The 17,378-nt window shown below is 65.4% G+C and carries 18 protein-coding genes; 12 read left to right on the top strand and 6 right to left on the bottom strand.

Features of this window, described 5'->3' with window-relative positions; translation table 11 throughout:
- Positions 1–29 precede the first annotated feature (29 nt).
- The gene (locus tag L288_RS31165) at positions 30–686 is read right to left on the bottom strand and encodes a Tim44/TimA family putative adaptor protein (RefSeq protein WP_021238129.1); all 657 of its coding nucleotides are present in this window, start codon (positions 684–686) and stop codon (positions 30–32) included.
- 185 nt (positions 687–871) lie between these two features.
- On the opposite strand from L288_RS31165, the gene secB reads away from it, so the two are divergent.
- The 4 genes from secB to L288_RS31145 all read left to right on the top strand — a co-directional run bounded on the left by secB (position 872) and on the right by L288_RS31145 (position 4,882).
- Positions 872–1,375 (top strand): protein-export chaperone SecB, encoded by a 504-nt coding sequence (gene secB, locus L288_RS31160; RefSeq protein WP_021238128.1) that lies wholly within the window; start codon positions 872–874, stop codon positions 1,373–1,375.
- Positions 1,376–1,484: 109 nt separating this feature from the next.
- On the top strand, positions 1,485–3,068 hold the full coding sequence (gene murJ / locus L288_RS31155; protein ID WP_021238127.1) for a murein biosynthesis integral membrane protein MurJ: 1,584 nt from the start codon (positions 1,485–1,487) through the stop codon (positions 3,066–3,068).
- Positions 3,069–3,082: 14 nt separating this feature from the next.
- Positions 3,083–4,087: a tryptophan--tRNA ligase gene (gene trpS / locus L288_RS31150; RefSeq protein ID WP_021238126.1), complete on the top strand. Its 1,005-nt coding sequence runs from the start codon at positions 3,083–3,085 to the stop codon at positions 4,085–4,087.
- Between the two features lie 153 nt (positions 4,088–4,240).
- Positions 4,241–4,882: a DUF4136 domain-containing protein gene (locus tag L288_RS31145; protein ID WP_021238125.1), complete on the top strand. Its 642-nt coding sequence runs from the start codon at positions 4,241–4,243 to the stop codon at positions 4,880–4,882.
- A 67-nt stretch (positions 4,883–4,949) separates the two neighbouring features.
- Here the strand turns inward: L288_RS31145 and L288_RS31140 are convergent, their stop codons facing one another.
- The 4 genes from L288_RS31140 to mutM form a co-directional block, all read right to left on the bottom strand.
- Positions 4,950–5,579 (bottom strand): peptidylprolyl isomerase, encoded by a 630-nt coding sequence (locus tag L288_RS31140; protein ID WP_021238124.1) that lies wholly within the window; start codon positions 5,577–5,579, stop codon positions 4,950–4,952.
- A 17-nt stretch (positions 5,580–5,596) separates the two neighbouring features.
- Entirely contained in the window at positions 5,597–7,012 is a 1,416-nt protein-coding gene (gene dnaA, locus L288_RS31135; RefSeq protein ID WP_031304315.1) for a chromosomal replication initiator protein DnaA, read from the bottom strand.
- A 433-nt stretch (positions 7,013–7,445) separates the two neighbouring features.
- Positions 7,446–7,709 (bottom strand): 30S ribosomal protein S20, encoded by a 264-nt coding sequence (gene rpsT, locus L288_RS31130; protein WP_021238122.1) that lies wholly within the window; start codon positions 7,707–7,709, stop codon positions 7,446–7,448.
- A gap of 117 nt (positions 7,710–7,826) precedes the next feature.
- On the bottom strand, positions 7,827–8,639 hold the full coding sequence (gene mutM / locus L288_RS31125) for a bifunctional DNA-formamidopyrimidine glycosylase/DNA-(apurinic or apyrimidinic site) lyase (protein WP_021238121.1): 813 nt from the start codon (positions 8,637–8,639) through the stop codon (positions 7,827–7,829).
- 92 nt (positions 8,640–8,731) lie between these two features.
- On the opposite strand from mutM, the gene L288_RS31120 reads away from it, so the two are divergent.
- The 6 genes from L288_RS31120 to L288_RS31095 are packed head-to-tail and all read left to right on the top strand — an operon-like array spanning position 8,732 to position 13,844.
- Entirely contained in the window at positions 8,732–9,463 is a 732-nt protein-coding gene (locus tag L288_RS31120; RefSeq protein WP_021238120.1) for a class I SAM-dependent methyltransferase, read from the top strand.
- A 6-nt stretch (positions 9,464–9,469) separates the two neighbouring features.
- The gene (ubiB, locus tag L288_RS31115; protein WP_021238119.1) at positions 9,470–11,011 is read left to right on the top strand and encodes a 2-polyprenylphenol 6-hydroxylase; all 1,542 of its coding nucleotides are present in this window, start codon (positions 9,470–9,472) and stop codon (positions 11,009–11,011) included.
- Positions 11,008–12,273, top strand: a complete 1,266-nt coding sequence (locus tag L288_RS31110) for a bifunctional phosphopantothenoylcysteine decarboxylase/phosphopantothenate synthase (protein ID WP_021238118.1) — start codon at positions 11,008–11,010, stop codon at positions 12,271–12,273. Before ubiB ends, L288_RS31110 begins: the two co-directional genes overlap by 4 nt.
- Positions 12,248–12,712, top strand: a complete 465-nt coding sequence (gene dut, locus L288_RS31105) for a dUTP diphosphatase (protein ID WP_021238117.1) — start codon at positions 12,248–12,250, stop codon at positions 12,710–12,712. The genes L288_RS31110 and dut overlap by 26 nt, the downstream gene beginning before the upstream one ends.
- The gene (locus tag L288_RS31100; RefSeq protein ID WP_021238116.1) at positions 12,709–13,491 is read left to right on the top strand and encodes a HesA/MoeB/ThiF family protein; all 783 of its coding nucleotides are present in this window, start codon (positions 12,709–12,711) and stop codon (positions 13,489–13,491) included. The genes dut and L288_RS31100 overlap by 4 nt, the downstream gene beginning before the upstream one ends.
- Complete coding sequence (locus L288_RS31095; protein ID WP_021238115.1) at positions 13,479–13,844, top strand: DsrE family protein; 366 nt, start codon at positions 13,479–13,481, stop codon at positions 13,842–13,844. Before L288_RS31100 ends, L288_RS31095 begins: the two co-directional genes overlap by 13 nt.
- 93 nt (positions 13,845–13,937) lie before the next feature.
- Here L288_RS31095 and L288_RS31090 read toward each other — a convergent pair whose 3' ends face one another.
- Positions 13,938–14,369, bottom strand: coding sequence for an ExbD/TolR family protein (locus L288_RS31090; protein ID WP_021238114.1), 432 nt, complete (start codon positions 14,367–14,369; stop codon positions 13,938–13,940).
- A gap of 164 nt (positions 14,370–14,533) precedes the next feature.
- On the opposite strand from L288_RS31090, the gene thrS reads away from it, so the two are divergent.
- Both thrS and infC read left to right on the top strand, forming a co-directional pair.
- A complete protein-coding gene (gene thrS, locus L288_RS31085) occupies positions 14,534–16,516 on the top strand; it encodes a threonine--tRNA ligase (protein WP_021238113.1) in 1,983 nt (660 codons plus the stop codon).
- 127 nt (positions 16,517–16,643) lie between these two features.
- The gene (gene infC / locus L288_RS31080; RefSeq protein ID WP_021238112.1) at positions 16,644–17,177 is read left to right on the top strand and encodes a translation initiation factor IF-3; all 534 of its coding nucleotides are present in this window, start codon (positions 16,644–16,646) and stop codon (positions 17,175–17,177) included.
- The last annotated feature ends 201 nt before the right edge of the window (positions 17,178–17,378 follow it).

Here is a 17,378-nt window from a genome sequence, read left to right as displayed (position 1 = left end):
CAGCAGCGCGCCCCCCGACTGGCGCAGAGTCATGCCGCCTCGTCGGTTTCGCTGAGCTTCCAGTTGGGATCGGTGCTGCGCAGGTCGCGCGTGAAGGTCCAGATGTCGTTCGTGCTCACCGCGTCCGTCAGAGACCCGGCGACGACATTGCCATCCTTGTCGCGCGTGACCGCCGCGATATCCGCCTCGAACCGCAGCGACACTTCGGCGATGCGGCCGTTGACGCTGGCGTCGACGATCTGCGCCTTTTCGATGCGGACGAGCCGGTTGTCGAGGACATGGCCCGCCGCCTCGCGCGCCGCGATCGCTTCTTCGAACGAGGCAAGCACATCGGCGTCGCACAGCCATTCCAGTTCCTGGCGATCGCCGCGCCAGAAAGCCTCCAGCACCATGCGATAGGCATTCTTCGCGCCTTCCATGAACTGGGGCACGTCGAAATTGCGGTCGGCCGCGATCAGCGCGCGCACGCCCGCTTCGCCGCCGGGCGCGATGAAGCCGTCCGAAAGGCGGATCGAATCGCCGGGCATGTCGGTGACGGTGCGGGGCTGGAGAACGGCGACCTTGGCGCGTTCTTCCGCCGGGCGCAGCGCAGGCTCCTGCTCATGCCCCGTCCGCTTGCCCAGGACGGAATAAAGCCGCAACGCCAGGAAGCCGGCGATCAGCGCGAGGATAACAATCACATACACGGGGCAGAACACCCTTTGGCTAGCACGAAAAACAGTAACGCAGCCAACATAGGCATGTTTCCGCGCATATTCAAATGCCGCTTCCGCGCCGCCATTGCCCTGCCCCGCCGCCCCTGCTAGACGCACGGCCCATCGACGGGCGGGCACGCCGCCCGCTGTCCAACAGGGATCATCAGGAAGCGCAAATGGCCGACGAAGCCGATACCATCCAGACCGCCAGCACGGGCAACGGCGCCGATAACGGGCCGCAGATCGCGCTTATCAGCCAATATGTGAAGGACCTGTCGTTCGAAAATCCGAACGCCCCGGCCGTCTATCAATGGCAGGACCAGCCGCAGATCGACGTTCAGTTCAACATCGGCGCGGACAAGGTGGGTGAGGAAGTCGTCGAAGTGTCCCTGAAGGTCGAGGTCAAGGCAACCGCGCCGCAGGGCACCGCCTTTGCCGTCGAACTGGTCTATGCCGCCATCTTCGGCATGCGCAACGTGCCTGAAGATCAGGTCCAGCCGTTCATGCTGGCCGAAGCGCCGCGCCTCATCTTCCCCTTCGCGCGCCGCGTGCTGGCCGACGCCATCCGCGACGGCGGCTTCCCGCCGCTGCTGCTCGACCCGATCGATTTCGGGGCGCTCTACATGCAGCAGGCGCAGGCGATGACGCAGACGGCGGGCGAACCGGCGGGCCACGCCTGAGGCCGGAGATGATCTCCGCTCCCGTTCGCCCTGAGCTGGGGCGGCCTTTTTCTTCGGGAAAGAACAGGGCGTGCGAAGGCCCGGCCCGGACGGGCGGAGATATTCCGGCATGAAGCTGGTCAAGGCGCTGGGATCGGTAGGCGGGCTGACGCTTGCCAGCCGCGTGCTCGCGCTGGTGCGCGATTCTCTGGCCGCCCGTTATGTCGGCGCGGGCTTTGCATCCGACGCCTTCAATGGCGTCGCCTTCCGCCTGCCCAATATGTTCCGGGCGCTGTTTGCCGAAGGCGCCTTTTCCGCTGCCTTCATTCCGCTGTTCAACCGCAAGGCGGCCGGGCCGGACGGCATGAGCGGGGCGTATCTTTTCGCCGAGCGCGCGCTGGCGGTCCTGCTGCCGGTGCTGATCCTCTTCACGATCGCGCTCATCGCCGCTGCCTGGCCGATCACCTGGCTGCTGTCGGGGGGCTTTTCGCGGCAGAACCCGACGCCCGAACAGTTCGCCTTCGCTGTCACCCTCTCGCGCATCACCCTGCCCTATCTGGCGCTGATCAGCCTTGCGTCGCTGCTGGGCGGCATATTGAATTCGCTCGACAAATTCTGGGTGAATGCCGCCGCGCCGATCCTGCTCAACGTCGCCATGATCGCTGGCCTGTGGTTCTTCCACGGGCCGGACGAATATGCGACCGCGCGGGTGCAGGCGATATCGGTCACCGTGGGCGGCGCGCTCCAGTTGCTCTGGCTGATCTGGGCGTGCCGGAGGGCGGGCGTGTCGATGCGGCTGCGGAGGCCGCGCCTTGATGGCGACGTCCGGGAACTGCTGCGCCTGATCGTGCCTGCTGCGGCGGGCGCGGGCGCGCAACAGATCAACCTGCTGATATCGACGGCGCTGTCCGGCTGGCTGCTGGCGGCGGGGTCGATCACCTATATCTATTATGCCGACAGGTTGAACCAGCTTCCGCTGGGCCTGATCGGCATCGGCCTTGGCACCATCCTGCTGCCCACCATTTCGCGCCTGCTGTCGACCGGCCAGGACCAGCAAGCCATGGAAACGCAGAATCGCGGCATCGAACTGGCGCTGTTCCTGACGCTGCCCGCCACGGTGGCCTTCATCACGGTCGCCGAACCGATCGTACGCGGCCTGTTCCAATATGGCCGCTTCACGGCGGAGGATGCACAGCGATGCGGATGGGCGCTGTCCGCCTTTTCGATCGGCCTGCCCTCCTATGTGCTGGTGAAGGTGCTGACGCCCGGCTATTATGCGCGCGGCGACACGAAAACGCCGGTGCGCTACGCGATGCTGTCGATCCTCATCAACATCGCCGGCAATCTGGTGCTGATTCCGCTTGCGGGGCATGTCGGCCCGCCGCTCGCCACCGCCCTTTCCTCCACCGTCAATGTGGCGATGCTCTATTCGACGCTGGTCAAGCGCGGGCATTTCGCCGCCGACGCGCAGCTGCGCCGCCGCCTGCCCCGGCTCGCGCTGGCGGCCATCGTCATGGGCGCAGCCCTGTTCGCTGGCGAAGACCTGCTCGATCCGTGGCTCGGCGGGACCATGATGATGCGTTATGGCGCGCTCGTCCTGCTGGTGGGCGCGGGCATCGCGCTTTACGGGCTAGCCTGTTTCCTCACGGGCGCTTATCGGGTGTCCGACCTCAAGGCGCTGATCCGCCGCAAGGGTTCCACCAGCAACAGCTAAGAACGGATAGAAGAATGCGCGTCCTTTCCGGCATCCAGCCGACCGGCAATCTGCACCTGGGCAATTATCTGGGCGCGATCCGCAATTGGGTGCGCATGCAGGACGAGATGGATTCGACAAGCCAATGCTTCTTCTTCCTGGCCGACATGCACAGCATCACGGTGCATGAGGCGCGCGAGCAGCGCATTCGCAACGTGCGCGACATGGCGGCGGCATTGGTCGCCGCGGGAATCGACCCCGACCGTTCCGTCCTGTTCAACCAGGCGCGGGTTCCCGCCCATGCGGAGCTGTGCTGGCTGCTGAACGGCACGGCCCGGATCGGCTGGCTCAACCGCATGACGCAGTTCAAGGACAAGGCGGGCAAGGATCGCGAGGGCGCTTCGGTCGGCCTGTTCGTCTACCCCGTGCTCCAGGCCGCCGACATCCTTGCCTATAACGCGACCCATGTTCCCGTGGGCGAGGACCAGAAGCAGCATCTGGAACTCGCGCGGGACATCGCGGCCAAGTTCAACACCGATTTCGGCGTTGAGCTGTTCACCCTGCCCGACCCCATCATTCCCAAGGAATCGGCGCGCATCATGTCGCTGCGCGATGGCACGGCGAAAATGTCGAAATCCGACCCATCGGACATGAGCCGCATCAACCTGACCGACGATGACGATGCGATCATGCAGAAGGTGAAGAAGGCCAGGACCGATCCTGAGCCCCTGCCCAGCGATGCGCAGGGCCTTGCCGGACGGCCCGAGGCCAGCAACCTGGTCGGCATCTACGCGACGCTGACGGGGATGAGCGCGGACGCGGTATGCGCCGAATTTGCGGGCAAGGGATTCGGCGCGTTCAAGCCTGCGCTGGGCGAATTGCTGGTCGAAACGCTGCGCCCCATCCGCACGCGCTTTACCGATTTGCGGACCGACGACGCCGCGCTCGACGCGATATTGGAAAAGGGCGCGGCCAGGGCGAGGGCCGCGGCGGACCCGGTGCTGCGCGCCGCCTATGACGCCATGGGCCTGATGCGCTGATCCAGAGCAATGTCCGCCCGGCCGCGCCGCCGGGCGGACATGATTTGCGTCCATTTGCCTCTTTGAAGCGTTCAAATGATGTTCAGTTGCGTTCTGCTACTGCGGGGCGCAATAGTGATAGCCAGGCCTTGGCCTGATACAGGACGCGAACTCATGAGCCGTTTCAAGAAGATTGGTTTGATCGCGGCGCCCGCGCTGGCGCTCGTGACCCTTTCGGGCTGCGCCACCTCCTTCAAGGCGGACGTTGCCCGATTCCAGCAGTTGCCGGCCCCGGCCGGACAGAGCTTCACCATCGTGGCTGACGATCCCAGTCTGGCGGGCGGCCTTGAATTTTCGCAATATGCCGGGCTGATCAGCCAGCGGCTGAGCCAGACCGGCTATGTCGCCGCCAATGATCCGGCGCGGGCGGACCTGATCGTTCGCGTTGCTTATGGCGTCGACAACGGGCGCGAGCGCGTCCGGTCGACGAATTGGGGACCAGACCCCTTTTATGGCAGTTGGGGATGGCGCGGCCGGTGGGGACGCCCCTGGGGCTATGGTTTCTATGATCCCTGGCTGTTCGGCCCCGGCTATACCGATGTCAGCAGCTATACCGTCTATACCAGCGACCTCAGCATGAAGATCGATCGGGCTGCCGATAACCGCCGCCTGTTCGAAGGCCGGGCCACGGCGCAGTCGCTGTCGAACCGGCTGACCTATCTGGTGCCCAATCTGATCGACGCCATGTTCACCGGCTTCCCCGGTCAGAATGGGGAGCAGGTGAAGATCACGCTGCCGCCGGAAAAGCGGGGCTGACGCTCCTCATCGGCATGGAAGCGCCCGGCGGCCCGAAACCGCCGGGCTTTCCTTTGCCCGCTGCGGATCAGGGCACGCGCCGGGCGCTGATGATCTTTACCGGCTGTTCCAGCATCTGCCCCTTCATCACGCCCTCGCCCGCTGCCGGGGATTTGGGCGCGGCCAGGATCGCGCGGACCACGTCCATGCCCTCGACCACATGGGCGAACACCGCGAAGCCCTGATTATCGCCCGGCGCTTGCGGCTGCGCGTCCATGCCCGGCATCTTGCCGAGCACGATGAAGAAATCCCCCGTCGCACTCCCCGGCGCATAGCGGGCCATGGACAGCGCGCCATCGTCATGGGTGAGGCCGGTCCTGCTGGTGGGCTCATGCGCGATCGGCGGCAGGACGCGCTTGGGATCATTCTGCGCGCCGCCCTGCACAAAGCCGTAATCGGCCGAACCGACGCCGCGGTAGAATAGCGTGCCGTCGAACCGCTTCTGATCGACATAGCGCAGGAAATTGGCGGCGGTGACAGGGGCCTTGGCGAGGTGGACGGCGACCAGGATGCGCCCCGCAGACGTATCCAGCGCCACACGCACATCGGCGGGCGGCGGGGAGGCCGCAGGCACCTGCGCGAGGGCAGGCGGCAGGCACAGCAGCGCCGCCAGCAGCAGCGCGACATGCCGGATGAAATCGCGCGCCGCCGCCCTCATGCCCTATTCTCCAAGGATCAGTTTTCCAGCTGACGCTGCAACGCGCGAATGTCGGCATCCATGTCGGGATTCGTCTGCCGCAACTCTTCGATCGTCTTGACGGCGTGGATCACGGTGCTGTGATCACGCCCGCCGAAGATCCGTCCGATCTCCGGCAGCGAACGCGGCGTCATCTTCTTGGCGAGATACATGGCGACCTGCCGAGGCCGGGCGACAGCGCGCGCGCGGCGCTTGGAGCGCATCTCCGCCGCGTCGATCTTGTAATGCGCGGCGCAGACCTTCTGGATTTCATCCACCGTGATCCGGCGCGCATTGGCGCGCACGGCGTCGGCGAGCATCCCCTGGGCAAATTCCAGGTCGATCGAGCGCCCGGTCAACTGGCCATAGGCGATCAGCTTGTTGAACGCGCCTTCCAGTTCCCGGATGTTGGAGCGGATCGACCGTGCGAGGAAGTCGATCACGGCATCGGGCACCGGCGGGTCGCCCGCGATGGCGCGCTTGGCTTCCAATATGGCGAGGCGCAGGTCCAGACCGGCAGGGCGAATATCCGCCACCAGCCCGCCGGCCAGGCGCGACAGGATGCGCGGATCGATCGAATCGAGCAGTTGCGGCGCGCGGTCGGCGGTCACGACGATCCGGGCGCCCGAATCGATCAGGTCGTTGATCGTGTGGAGAAACTCCTCCTGCGTCGATCCCTTGCCCGCGATGAACTGGATGTCGTCGATCAGCAGCAGCCGCGCCGCGCGCAGCCGCGCCTTGAACGTCATGGTGTCATTGGCGCGCATCGCGTTCACGAATTCCATCATGAACCGTTCGGCCGACATATAGAGCACCGGGGCGGTAGGCGAATGGCCTGAAAAGCTGCCCGCGATCGCATGCAGCAGGTGCGTCTTGCCCTGCCCCGTGCCGCCATGGATGAAAAGCGGACTGAACCGGGGTTGCGCCTCGCCCGCCAGCGCCTGGGCCGCCGACCAGGCAAGCTGGTTGGTTTCGCCGGTCACGAAATCGTCGAAGCTATGGCGCGGCTGGAAATTGCAGGCGGCGGGGCCTTCCTGCGCTTCTGATTCCTGCGGCTCGGCAAGCTCCTGCACGGGCGCGACTTCCAGAAGGCGCGGCCCCATGGCGTTGGGCGCGCGGCGCAGGCGGACTTCGCGCACTCCGGCCGCCGCGCTACGCCAGGCCATGCGAATCCGGTCACCGAAATGGCCCGAAACGAAATTGGCGGTGAAATCGGACGCGAACAGCAGGTCCAGCGTCTGCGAATCCGGGCAATATTCGCCCAGCCGGGCGGCCTTCAGCCACTGGTCGAACATGCGCGCGCCAATGTCGCGGCGCAGACCAGCGCGGATGGCGTCCCAGGCCGCATCCAGACGCGCATGGTCCTGCGCATCCTGAACAGGCGAACTTCCAGTCAATGCCGCAATACCCTTCATAAAACAGTCGACCCCCATCAACTGTGCCCCGGAGCGGAGCTTCAAGACACAGAGAACCATTTGGAAAAGCATCGCCTTTCCAACGCACCTGTGCCGACTAACCGTATGACGGCCGCCAAAATCGATTCGCTGGCGGCCAGAGAGTTGAAAATAGACAGGCCTTCTTCGCCTGATCAAGGGCGGCCCGGGTCAAAAATGTGAAATAAAGCCGTTGACTCAACAAACCCGCGGAAATGCGCCAGATTTAAAAAATGGCAATATATTCAATATATTATGCAGGTAGGGTCTGACCCTGTTTTGCTCGAATCGCGGGAATCCGGCCATGCCGCAATGGCCCTCCCGGCGTGCCGTTCTGTTACAGACCAATGAAAAAAGCCCGCCCCGCATCTGCGGGACGGGCGATCTCGATCTGACAGTAAATCTTGGCTGCGGCTCAGCCGAGCGCGCTGACGCGCTTGGTCAGGCGGCCGAACTTGCGGGCCGCGGTATTCTTGTGCAGCACGCCGCGCGCCACGCCGCGCGCCAGTTCAGGCTGCACCGACTGAAGCGCCGAGGCCGCCGCCGTCTTGTCGCCAGCGGCGAGAGCGGCTTCGACCTTCTTCACCAGGGTGCGGATCCGGCTGATGCGGGCGCCGTTGATTTCGGCGCGGCGGGCGTTGCGGCGGATGCGCTTCTTGGCTTGCGGCGTATTGGCCATTTACAATCCTCGGTCTCGTCAAATCTCGGAAATGGAGCCAGCCGGAATCGCCTGCCAGCCCCGTGAAGGTGCGCCCCTTACAGGGGTTCGGCACCATCGTCAACCGGCAGAGCGGCGCTACTTCTGGCATCTGGGGCAGTAGAAGGTCGACCGCCCGCCATCGGTCCGCCGCCGGATCGCGCCCCCGCAGGCGCAGCTTTCCCCTTCCCGGCCATAGACGCGCCATTGCTTCGAAAAATAGCCCAGCTCGCCATCGGGCCGCGCATAGTCGCGCAGGGTCGATCCCCCCGCCGCGATGGCCGCCGTCAGCACCTGCCGGATGGCGTCGACCAGCAGGATGAGGCGCGCGCGGCCGATCCGCCCTGCCGGGCGCGTGGGCGCTATGCCCGCCATGTTGAGCGCCTCGCACACATAGATGTTGCCCAGCCCCGCGACCACGCGCTGGTCGAGCAGCGCCGACTTGATCGACGCCGCCTTCCCCTCCAGCGCGCGCGCCAGGGCATCGGCGGAAAAGTCCGGTCCCAGCGGCTCAGGCCCCATGCGCGTGAAGGGCGCATAGTCCGCCCATGCATCGCTGCGCACCAGATCGAGCGAACCGAACCGGCGCGGGTCGTTGAGCGAGAGCAGCCGCCCGCCTTCCGTTTCCAGCAACAGATGATCATGCGCGCCGATCTCCGCCGGATCGATTCGCCAGCGCCCGGACATCCCCAAATGAAAGATCAGCGTGTCGCCGCGATCCGTCTCCACCAGCCCATATTTCGCGCGCCGGGACAGGCCCGTCACCCTGGCTCCGGTAAGCCGCTGCCGCAGGTCGGCGGGGATGGGGAAGCGCAGGTCGGCGCGACGCGGCTCGACGCGGGTCAACACGCTGCCTTCCAGTACGGAGCGCAGGCCAGCGACGGTGGTTTCGACTTCGGGAAGCTCAGGCATCGCACCCATTTAGGCGTTCGGGCGGCGTGAGAGAAGCAGGCCCGCGAAAAGGCGGCTGGCATGGCGGCCAATCTGTGGCTAGAGCGTTGCCCATGACCGAGACCGCATCCTTTGGCTATCGCGATGTCGATGCTACTGAAAAGCAAGGGATGGTTCGCGCCGTCTTTTCCAACGTCGCGTCCAAATATGACCTGATGAACGACGCCATGTCGGGCGGCGCGCACCGGCTTTGGAAGGATCAGTTCGTCAACCGCGTGAAGCCGCGCCGCGACGAAGCCATCCTGGACATGGCGGGCGGCACCGGCGACATCGCCTTCCGCCTCGCGAAACATGGCGCGCATGTGACCGTGGCGGACATCAATTCCGAAATGCTGGCCGTCGGCATGGAACGCGCGCGCAAGAAGGGACTGGAAGGACTGGTCTGGTCGGAACAGAATGCGGAGGAACTCGGCTTTTCCGATCGCAGCTTCGACGCCTACACCATCGCGTTCGGCATCCGCAACGTCACCCATATCGACAAGGCGCTGCGGGAAGCGCACCGGGTGCTGAAATATGGCGGGCGCTTTTTCTGCCTGGAATTTTCCACCACCACCTGGCCCGGTTTCGCCGATGTCTATGACGTCTATTCGCACCGGCTGGTGCCCAGGCTCGGCAAGCTGCTGGCCGATGACGAGGACAGTTATCGCTACCTGATCGAATCGATCCGCCGCTTCCCGCCCATGCCGGAATTCGAAAGGATGATCCGCGCCGCCGGTTTCGTCCAGACCAGGGTCGAGCCGATATTGGGCGGGCTGGTCGCGATCCACAGCGGCTGGAAGATCTGAGCGGCTGTGCCTGCCCATGTGACGCATATATGGCGGCTGCTGAAATGGGGCCGCACCCTGGCGCGCCACGGCGCATTGCGGGGGATCGAGCGTGATCCGCTGACCCCCTCGCCCGTGCGGCGGCTGGTCAGGCTGGCGCGGATCGGCGCCCGCGTGCCGCGCCAGCCGCGCTATGCCGACGCTTTCCAGGCGATCGGTCCGGCGGCGATCAAGCTGGGCCAGACGCTGGCGACGCGCCCCGATCTGGTCGGCGAGGAAGCGGCGAACGACCTGCTGCGCCTTCAGGATGCGCTGCCGCCCGTCCCCTTCGCCACCATCCGCGCGCAGGTGGAGCAGAGTTTCGGACGGCCGCTTGAGGCGCTGTACAGCCGTTTCGACGAAGATCCGGTGGGCGCGGCCTCCATCGCGCAGGTGCACCGCGCGGTGACCGCCGATGGACGCGAGGTCGCGGTGAAGGTCATCCGCCCCGGCGTCACGGACCAGTTCAACCGCGACATCCAGACCTATGAATGGGCGGCCGCCCATGCCGAGATGCTGGGTGGCGAGATCGCGCGGCTGCGCCCCCGCCTCGTCATCGCCAATATGAAGCGCTGGACCGCGCGCGAGCTGGACCTGCGGCGGGAAGCGGCGTCGGCTTCCGAACTGGCCGAAGCGATGCAGGCGATGCCCGGCTATCGAGTACCGCGGATCGACTGGGATCGCACGACCGGCAAGGTCATGACGATGGAGTGGATCGACGGGATCAAGATTTCCGATCGCGACGCGCTGATCGCCGCTGGCCATGACGTCAAGGAACTGGCCGCGCGGCTGGTCAACGCCTTCCTGCGGCAGGCCATTGCCGAAGGCTTCTTCCACGCGGACATGCATCAGGGCAACCTGTTCGTCACCGCGAACAACGATATCGTGGCGATCGACTTCGGCATCATGGGCCGCATCGACCGGCGCGCGCGCATGTGGCTGGCGGAAATCCTCTATGGCCTGATCACCGGCAACTACAAGCGCGTGGCGGAAATCCATTTCGAGGCGCAATATGTGCCCGGCCACCATAATGTGGAGGAGTTCGCGACCGCCCTGCGCGCCGTGGGCGAGCCGATGCGCGGCAAGCCCGTGCGCGAACTGTCGGTCGGCGGCATGCTGGACGGCCTGTTCGCCATCACCCGCGATTTCGATATGCAGACCCAGCCGCACCTGCTGCTGCTCCAGAAGACGATGGTCATGGTGGAGGGCGTCGCGACGGCGCTCGACCCCGACATCAACCTGTGGGAAACCAGCGGCCCCTATGTGAAGGAATGGCTGCGATCCGAACTGGGGCCGGAGGCGAAGGCGGCTGACGCGCTGATCGAAAACTGGCGCACGCTCCAGCGGCTGCCCGGCCTCGTCCGGCGGATCGAGGAAGCCTTCCCCGAAAAAGGCGGCGCGCCGCCGCCGCCGCCGTTGACCGAGGTGAAGCTGATCCGCGTCGGCGGGGGGTGGCGCTATGCCGCCGTCGCCGGGGTCGCCGCCGTGGCTGGAGCGCTGGCGACCGCCCTGCTACACATTCAGCTATGACTCAGCCCCGCATCCTCCTGATCGTGTCCGGCGGCATCGCGGCCTACAAGTCGCTGGAGCTGGTGCGGCTGCTCAGGAAACGCGGCATCGCCGTGCGCGCCGTGCTGACGGGCAGCGCCAGCCGGTTCGTGACGCCCCTGTCGCTGGGCGTGCTGACCGAAGACCATGTCTATGGCGACATGTTCGACCTCAAGGAAGAACGCGAGATCGGGCATATACAGCTTTCGCGGCAGGCCGATCTGGTCGTGGTCGCGCCCGCCACCGCCAATATCCTGGCGAAGATGGCGGCGGGCATCGCCGATGACCTTGCCACCACACTGCTGCTCGCCACCGACAAGCCGGTGCTGGCCGTGCCCGCCATGAATGTGCGCATGTGGCACCATGCCGCCACGCAGAGAAATATCGCGCAGCTACGCGCCGACGGCATCCATGTGCTGGAGCCGGACGAGGGCGAGATGGCGTGCGGCGAGTTCGGCAAGGGACGGCTGCCTGACCCTGAGGCAATTGTCGAGGCGATTACGCGTGTGCTCCAGCCGCCGTTCGCTTCGCGCGCAGTCGAGAAGCCGGGCGCATCCCCGCTTCTCGACATGCGCAAAGCGAACGGAAGCGGGTTGAAGGGCCGCCACATCCTGATCACCGCCGGGCCGACCCACGAGCCGATCGATCCGGTGCGCTACATCGCCAATCGCTCATCGGGGAAGCAGGGCTTCGCCATCGCCGCTGCCGCTGCAAGGGCAGGCGCGCGCGTCACCCTTGTCGCAGGGCCGGTGCATCTGCCCACCCCGCCCGGCGTCGACCGGGTGGATGTGGAGACCGCCCGGCAGATGATGACGGCGGTAGAGGCGGCGCTGCCCGCCGATGCCGCGATCATGGTCGCTGCCGTGGCCGACTGGCGCACCGATGCCGCCGCCGGGCAGAAGCTCAAGAAGGACGGATCGGGCAAGCCCGCGCCGCTCACGCTGGTCGAAAATCCCGATATTTTGGCGACGCTCGGCCGCCATGCGCAGCGCCCGGCGCTTCTGGTCGGCTTCGCGGCGGAGACGGAGAAGCTGGCCGAACATGCGCAAGCCAAGCTGGCGCGCAAGGGCGCGGACTGGATCGTCGCCAATGACGTGTCGGGGGATGTGATGGGCGGCGACGATAACAGCGTCCATATCATCACCGCGCAAGGCGTCGAAAGCTGGGATCATCTGCCCAAGGATGCCGTTGCCGCCCGCCTCATCGAAAAGGTCGCCCATGCCCTCGCATCTCGCTCCGATTGAAATCCGCCTCAAGCGCCTGCCGCATGGCGAAGGGTTGCCCGTACCCGGCTATGCGACGGCGCATGCGGCGGGGATGGACGTGGTCTCGGCCGAAGACGTGACGTTGCAGCCCGGCGGGCGCCATGCCGTCGCGACCGGCTTCGCCATGGCCATCCCGGCCGGCTATGAAGTGCAGGTGCGCCCCCGTTCGGGCCTCGCCCTCAAACATGGGATCAGCCTGCCCAACACGCCGGGCACGATCGACGCGGATTATCGCGGCGAATTGAAGATCATCCTCATCAACCTTGGCGATGCGCCCTTCGTCATCGCACGGGGCGACCGCATCGCGCAGCTTGTGGCGGCCCCGGTCCAGATGGCCCGCTTCGCCGAGGTGGAGGAACTGGACTCGACCGTCCGGGGTTCGGGTGGTTTCGGATCGACCGGAGTCCGTTCCTCATGACCCCATCCCCCGCCGCCCTCTCCGACGAGCAGCTGGAACGCTATGCCCGCCATATCGTGCTCAAGGAGATTGGCGGCGCGGGGCAGGCGCGGCTGCTGTCGGCCGATGTCGCGGTGATCGGCGCGGGCGGCATCGGCAGTCCCGCTATCCTCTATCTGGCGGCCGCCGGTGCCGGCACCATCCGGGTCATAGATGACGATCATGTCGCGCTGTCCAACCTGCAACGGCAAGTCCTGTTCGGCACCGCCGACATCGGCGCGCCCAAGGCGGAGCGCGCCATGGCCGCAGCGGCGCGGCTCAACCCGGATGTAAAGCTGATCCCGATCAACGCGCGGCTCGATGCGGAAAATGCCGCGCTGATGCTGCGCGACGCCGATGTGGTGCTGGACGGGTGCGACAGTTTCGCGACCCGGCTGGCGGTAGCGGATTGCGCGCAAAGGCTGCGCATCCCGCTCGTGTCGGCGGCGGTCGGATCGTTCGAGGGACAGCTCGCCACCTATCGCGGCTGGGAAAAGGACCAGCCCTGCTATCGCTGCCTTGTCGGCCATCCCGAAGACGCGCCGGAACGCAACTGCGCGGAAACCGGCGTGATCGGCGCGCTGACCGGAATGATGGGCAGCCTCGCCGCGCTGGAGGTGATCCGCACGCTGGTGCCCTTCGGCGCGGATATGGCGGGCAAGCTGCTGCTCGCCGACCTCCTCTCCATGCGCTTCCGCACGGTCAGCATCGCCAAGGACCCCGCCTGCACCGCCTGCGCAGCGGAACTATGCGCGACCTGAGGATCATCGTCACCACGGCGGATGCGGAACGGCTGCGCGGCGCGCTGGTCCTGGCCTGCGCACAGGCGGCGCTGGGCGGGCGGGCGAGCCTCTTCCTGCAACTGGATGCCGTGGCGCTGCTCAGGCCCCCCATTGACGCGCCGCTGGACGAAACGCACCGGGCGGCCGGACTGCCCAGCCTCGCCATGGTGTTGGAAGAGGCGCTGGCGCTGGGCGTCACTATGCTCGCCTGCCAGAGCGGACTGATGCTGGCGGGACTCTCCGCCGATAGGCTGCCCGAAGGCGTGGAGACGAGCGGGCCGTTGTCCTTCCTTCAACAGACGACGGACGAGGCGCGACTGCTGTTTGCCTAGCTATCGTGCTCCTACGCAGGCAGGAGCCCAGTTCGGACGGCGGAGCCAAACTCCCGCCTGCTCGGGAATGTTGCGGTAGTTAAAGCTATTCAGCTAGAAAGCGGCGTATCGTTCGTTTCCGACAAAGCCCATATTCTTGATGCCCGCGCGGCGGATGTCGGCCAGGACTTCATTGACCACGACATAGCGCGCCTGGGGGTCAGGCTGGAATCGCAGTTCCGGCTCGATCGGCAGGCGAAGAGAAGCGGCAAGATATTGGCGAAGCGTCAGCCGGTCGATGACGTTGCCGTTCCACCGAATCCTGCCGTCCGCTTCGATGTTCAACCTGTTCTTGACCGGGTCAGGCTCGACAGCACCCGGCACCGGGTGTGGCAATTCGACCCCGATCTTATGCGTCTGGATCGGGATGGTGATGATGAACATGATCAGCAGCACCAGCATCACGTCGATCAGCGGCGTGGTGTTCATCTCGCCCATCGGCCGTTCCGATGGGGCAGCGTTGGATTGCGCAAAGCTTGAAGCCATTAACCCCTCCTGTTGAATGATATATCAACACCTGAAACATGCCTGCGGCCGCGCGATCCGTCAAGCGCCCTTCTATTGACAGGCGGGGCCGCCCATTTAAGGGGAAAGCGCGGCATTTTGCGCTGCTCGATCCCATAGACAGAAAGACCTGACCTTTGTCCGCCATGCTCAAGATCACCCTGCCCGACGGTTCCGTGCGTGAAGTCGCGCCCGGCACTACTCCGGCGGATATCGCGGCGGCGATCGGGCCGGGTCTGGCCAAGGCCGCCATCGCCGCGCGGGTGGATGGCGAACTGCGCGACATCATGCGCCCGCTGGAGCAGGACGCTCAACTCGCCTTGGTGACGTCGCGGGACGAGGCGGACGCGCTGGAACTGGCGCGCCACGATTTCGCGCATATCCTGGCCGAAGCGGTGCAGGCGCTGTTTCCCGGCACGCAGATCACTTTCGGCCCGGCGACGGATGACGGCTTCTATTACGACTTCGCGCCCAGGGACCGCCCCTTCACGGAAGAGGACCTGCCCGCGATCGAAGCGAAAATGCGGGAGATCATCGCCGCCGACAAGCCGCTGCGCCGCGAAGTATGGAAGCGCGAGGACCTGATCGCGCGCTGGCGGGCCGAGGGCGAAACCTTCAAGGCGGAATGGGCCGCCGAACTGCCCGAAGGCGAGGAACTGACCGTCTACTGGTCGGGCGGCGACTGGCTGGATATGTGCCGGGGGCCGCATCTCGCCTCTACCGGCAAGCTCGATCCCGCCGCGTTCAAGCTGACGCGCGTGTCGGGCGCTTATTGGCGCGGCGACCAGAAGAATGCGATGCTCTCGCGCATCTACGGCACCGGCTGGCTCAACAGGAAGCAACTGGACGCGCACCTCACGCGCCTCGAAGAAGCCGCCAAGCGCGACCATCGCAAGCTGGGCGCGGAGATGGACCTGTTCCATCTCCAGCAGGAGGCGCATGGCTCCGTCTTCTGGCATCCCAAGGGCTATATCATCTGGCGCGAGCTGGAAGCCTATATGCGCCGCGCCATCGATGCGGCGGGCTATCGCGAGGTCAAGACGCCCCAGGTGATGGACGCGCGCCAGTGGGAGCAGTCGGGCCACTGGGGCAAATATCGCGAGAATATGTTCGTCATCCCTGACGAGGTTCCCAACGTCGCCGACGAAGGCCCGCTGGTGTCGGACGATGCCGACTGGATGGCGCTCAAGCCCATGAACTGCCCGGCGCACGTCCTGATCTTCCGCCAGGGGATCAAGAGCTATCGCGACCTTCCCTTGCGCTTCTACGAAAATGGCTGCTGCCATCGCAACGAGCCGCACGGGGCGCTCCACGGCCTGATGCGCGTGCGCCAGTTCACGCAGGACGACGCGCATATCTTCTGCCGCGAGGATCAGATCGTCGAGGAGGTGCGGGCTTTCTGCGCGCTGGCCGATCGCATCTACAAGGATTTCGGCTTCACCTACTCGATCAAGCTGGCGCTGCGGCCCGAAAAGCGCTTCGGCACCGAGGAGATGTGGGACAAGGCCGAAGAGGAACTGCGCAACGCCGTCGCGGCGGCGGGGCTCGATACGCCGGAATATGGCTGGGAGGAACTGCCGGGCGAAGGCGCCTTCTACGCGCCCAAGCTGGAATGGCATCTGACCGACGCAATCGGGCGGACGTGGCAGGTCGGCACCATCCAGTCCGACCGCGTGCTGCCGGAGCGACTCGACGCTTCCTACATCGCCGAGGATGGCGAGCGGCACCGGCCCGTCATGCTCCACCGCGCGATCTTCGGTTCCTATGAGCGGTTCATCGGCATCCTGATCGAACATTATGCGGGCAAGTTCCCGCTCTGGCTCGCGCCGGTGCAGGCGGTGGTGGCGACCATCGTGTCCGACGCGGACGGCTATGCGCAGCACGTCGTCGAGAAGCTGCGCGCGGCGGGCATCCGGGCGGAAACCGACATTCGCAACGAAAAGATCAACTATAAGGTGCGTGAGCATAGCCTGGCGAAAGTGCCCAACCTTCTGGTCGTCGGCCGCCGCGAAGCGGACGAGGGCACGGTCGCGCTGCGCGAACTCGGCAAGGAGGGGCAGAGCATCCTTTCGGTCGATGATGTGATCGCCCGGCTTGCAAAAGAGGCGCGCGCTCCCGATATGGCGTGAGGCAGCGATGCCACATGGGGCCGGTAATTCCGCACGCGCGGGCTTGCCGCCCCTTTCGGCTTTGCGCTAAAGGCCGCCAAAGCCATTTTCGTGAATCACTATAGGAGAAGCCGCTATACGTCCCCCAATGATGCGCCGTCCGATGGCGCCGCCGCCGAAGTCCGGTCCCCGTTATAATGAGTTCATCACCGTGCCCAAGGTGCGGGTGATCGACGACGAAGGCGAAAATCTGGGCGTGATGTATACGCAGGAGGCGATCGAGCGCGCCTATGAGATCGGGCTGGACCTGGTCGAAGTATCGCCGACCGCCGACCCGCCGGTCTGCAAGTTCCTGGATATCGGCAAATATAAGTACGAGGCCCAGAAAAAGGCGAATATCGCCCGCAAGACCCAGAAGACGCAGGAACTCAAAGAGATCAAGATGCGTCCGAACATCGACGATCATGATTATGATACGAAGATGAAGAAGGTGCATGATTTCATCGGCGACGGCGACAAGGTGAAGATCACCCTGCGCTTCCGCGGCCGCGAGCTGAGCCACCAGCAGCTCGGCATGCAGCTGCTCCAGCGCGTCGCGGAAAATGTCGGCGAGATCGCCAAGGTCGAAGCCTATCCGCGCATGGAAGGCCGCCAGATGCTGATGGTGCTGGCTCCTAAGTAAGCGGCTAGACAGCGAAAGCTTTAACGCGCGGGGCTTGGCGACAGGCTCCGCCCGTTTTTCATGTGCTTAAGAGTGAGCAGCAGGGCTGCATAAGCCGCTGGCCGACAAACGGCGAGCATATCCCGCCTTCCTTCATCGTCACCCTGAACGCGTTTCAGGGTCCATCTCTCCAGACAGGGCTGCCACCCGTGAGGACAGATG

Origin of the sequence: Sphingobium quisquiliarum P25 (assembly GCF_000445065.1) — a bacterium.
Lineage (GTDB): Bacteria > Pseudomonadota > Alphaproteobacteria > Sphingomonadales > Sphingomonadaceae > Sphingobium > Sphingobium quisquiliarum.
This window is presented reverse-complemented; position numbering and strand designations above follow the sequence as displayed.

What these genes read in the sequence shown, in the direction of transcription:
- secB (WP_021238128.1), top strand. Translation starts at nt 872, where the DNA reads ATGGCCGACGAAGCCGATACCATCCAGACCGCCAGCACGGGCAACGGC.
- murJ (WP_021238127.1), top strand. Translation starts at nt 1,485, where the DNA reads ATGAAGCTGGTCAAGGCGCTGGGATCGGTAGGCGGGCTGACGCTTGCC.
- trpS (WP_021238126.1), top strand. Translation starts at nt 3,083, where the DNA reads ATGCGCGTCCTTTCCGGCATCCAGCCGACCGGCAATCTGCACCTGGGC.
- L288_RS31145 (WP_021238125.1), top strand. Translation starts at nt 4,241, where the DNA reads ATGAGCCGTTTCAAGAAGATTGGTTTGATCGCGGCGCCCGCGCTGGCG.
- L288_RS31140 (WP_021238124.1), bottom strand. Translation starts at nt 5,579, where the DNA reads ATGAGGGCGGCGGCGCGCGATTTCATCCGGCATGTCGCGCTGCTGCTG.
- dnaA (WP_031304315.1), bottom strand. Translation starts at nt 7,012, where the DNA reads ATGAAGGGTATTGCGGCATTGACTGGAAGTTCGCCTGTTCAGGATGCG.
- rpsT (WP_021238122.1), bottom strand. Translation starts at nt 7,709, where the DNA reads ATGGCCAATACGCCGCAAGCCAAGAAGCGCATCCGCCGCAACGCCCGC.
- mutM (WP_021238121.1), bottom strand. Translation starts at nt 8,639, where the DNA reads ATGCCTGAGCTTCCCGAAGTCGAAACCACCGTCGCTGGCCTGCGCTCC.
- L288_RS31120 (WP_021238120.1), top strand. Translation starts at nt 8,732, where the DNA reads ATGACCGAGACCGCATCCTTTGGCTATCGCGATGTCGATGCTACTGAA.
- L288_RS31110 (WP_021238118.1), top strand. Translation starts at nt 11,008, where the DNA reads ATGACTCAGCCCCGCATCCTCCTGATCGTGTCCGGCGGCATCGCGGCC.
- dut (WP_021238117.1), top strand. Translation starts at nt 12,248, where the DNA reads ATGCCCTCGCATCTCGCTCCGATTGAAATCCGCCTCAAGCGCCTGCCG.
- L288_RS31100 (WP_021238116.1), top strand. Translation starts at nt 12,709, where the DNA reads ATGACCCCATCCCCCGCCGCCCTCTCCGACGAGCAGCTGGAACGCTAT.
- L288_RS31095 (WP_021238115.1), top strand. Translation starts at nt 13,479, where the DNA reads ATGCGCGACCTGAGGATCATCGTCACCACGGCGGATGCGGAACGGCTG.
- L288_RS31090 (WP_021238114.1), bottom strand. Translation starts at nt 14,369, where the DNA reads ATGGCTTCAAGCTTTGCGCAATCCAACGCTGCCCCATCGGAACGGCCG.
- thrS (WP_021238113.1), top strand. Translation starts at nt 14,534, where the DNA reads ATGCTCAAGATCACCCTGCCCGACGGTTCCGTGCGTGAAGTCGCGCCC.
- infC (WP_021238112.1), top strand. Translation starts at nt 16,644, where the DNA reads ATGATGCGCCGTCCGATGGCGCCGCCGCCGAAGTCCGGTCCCCGTTAT.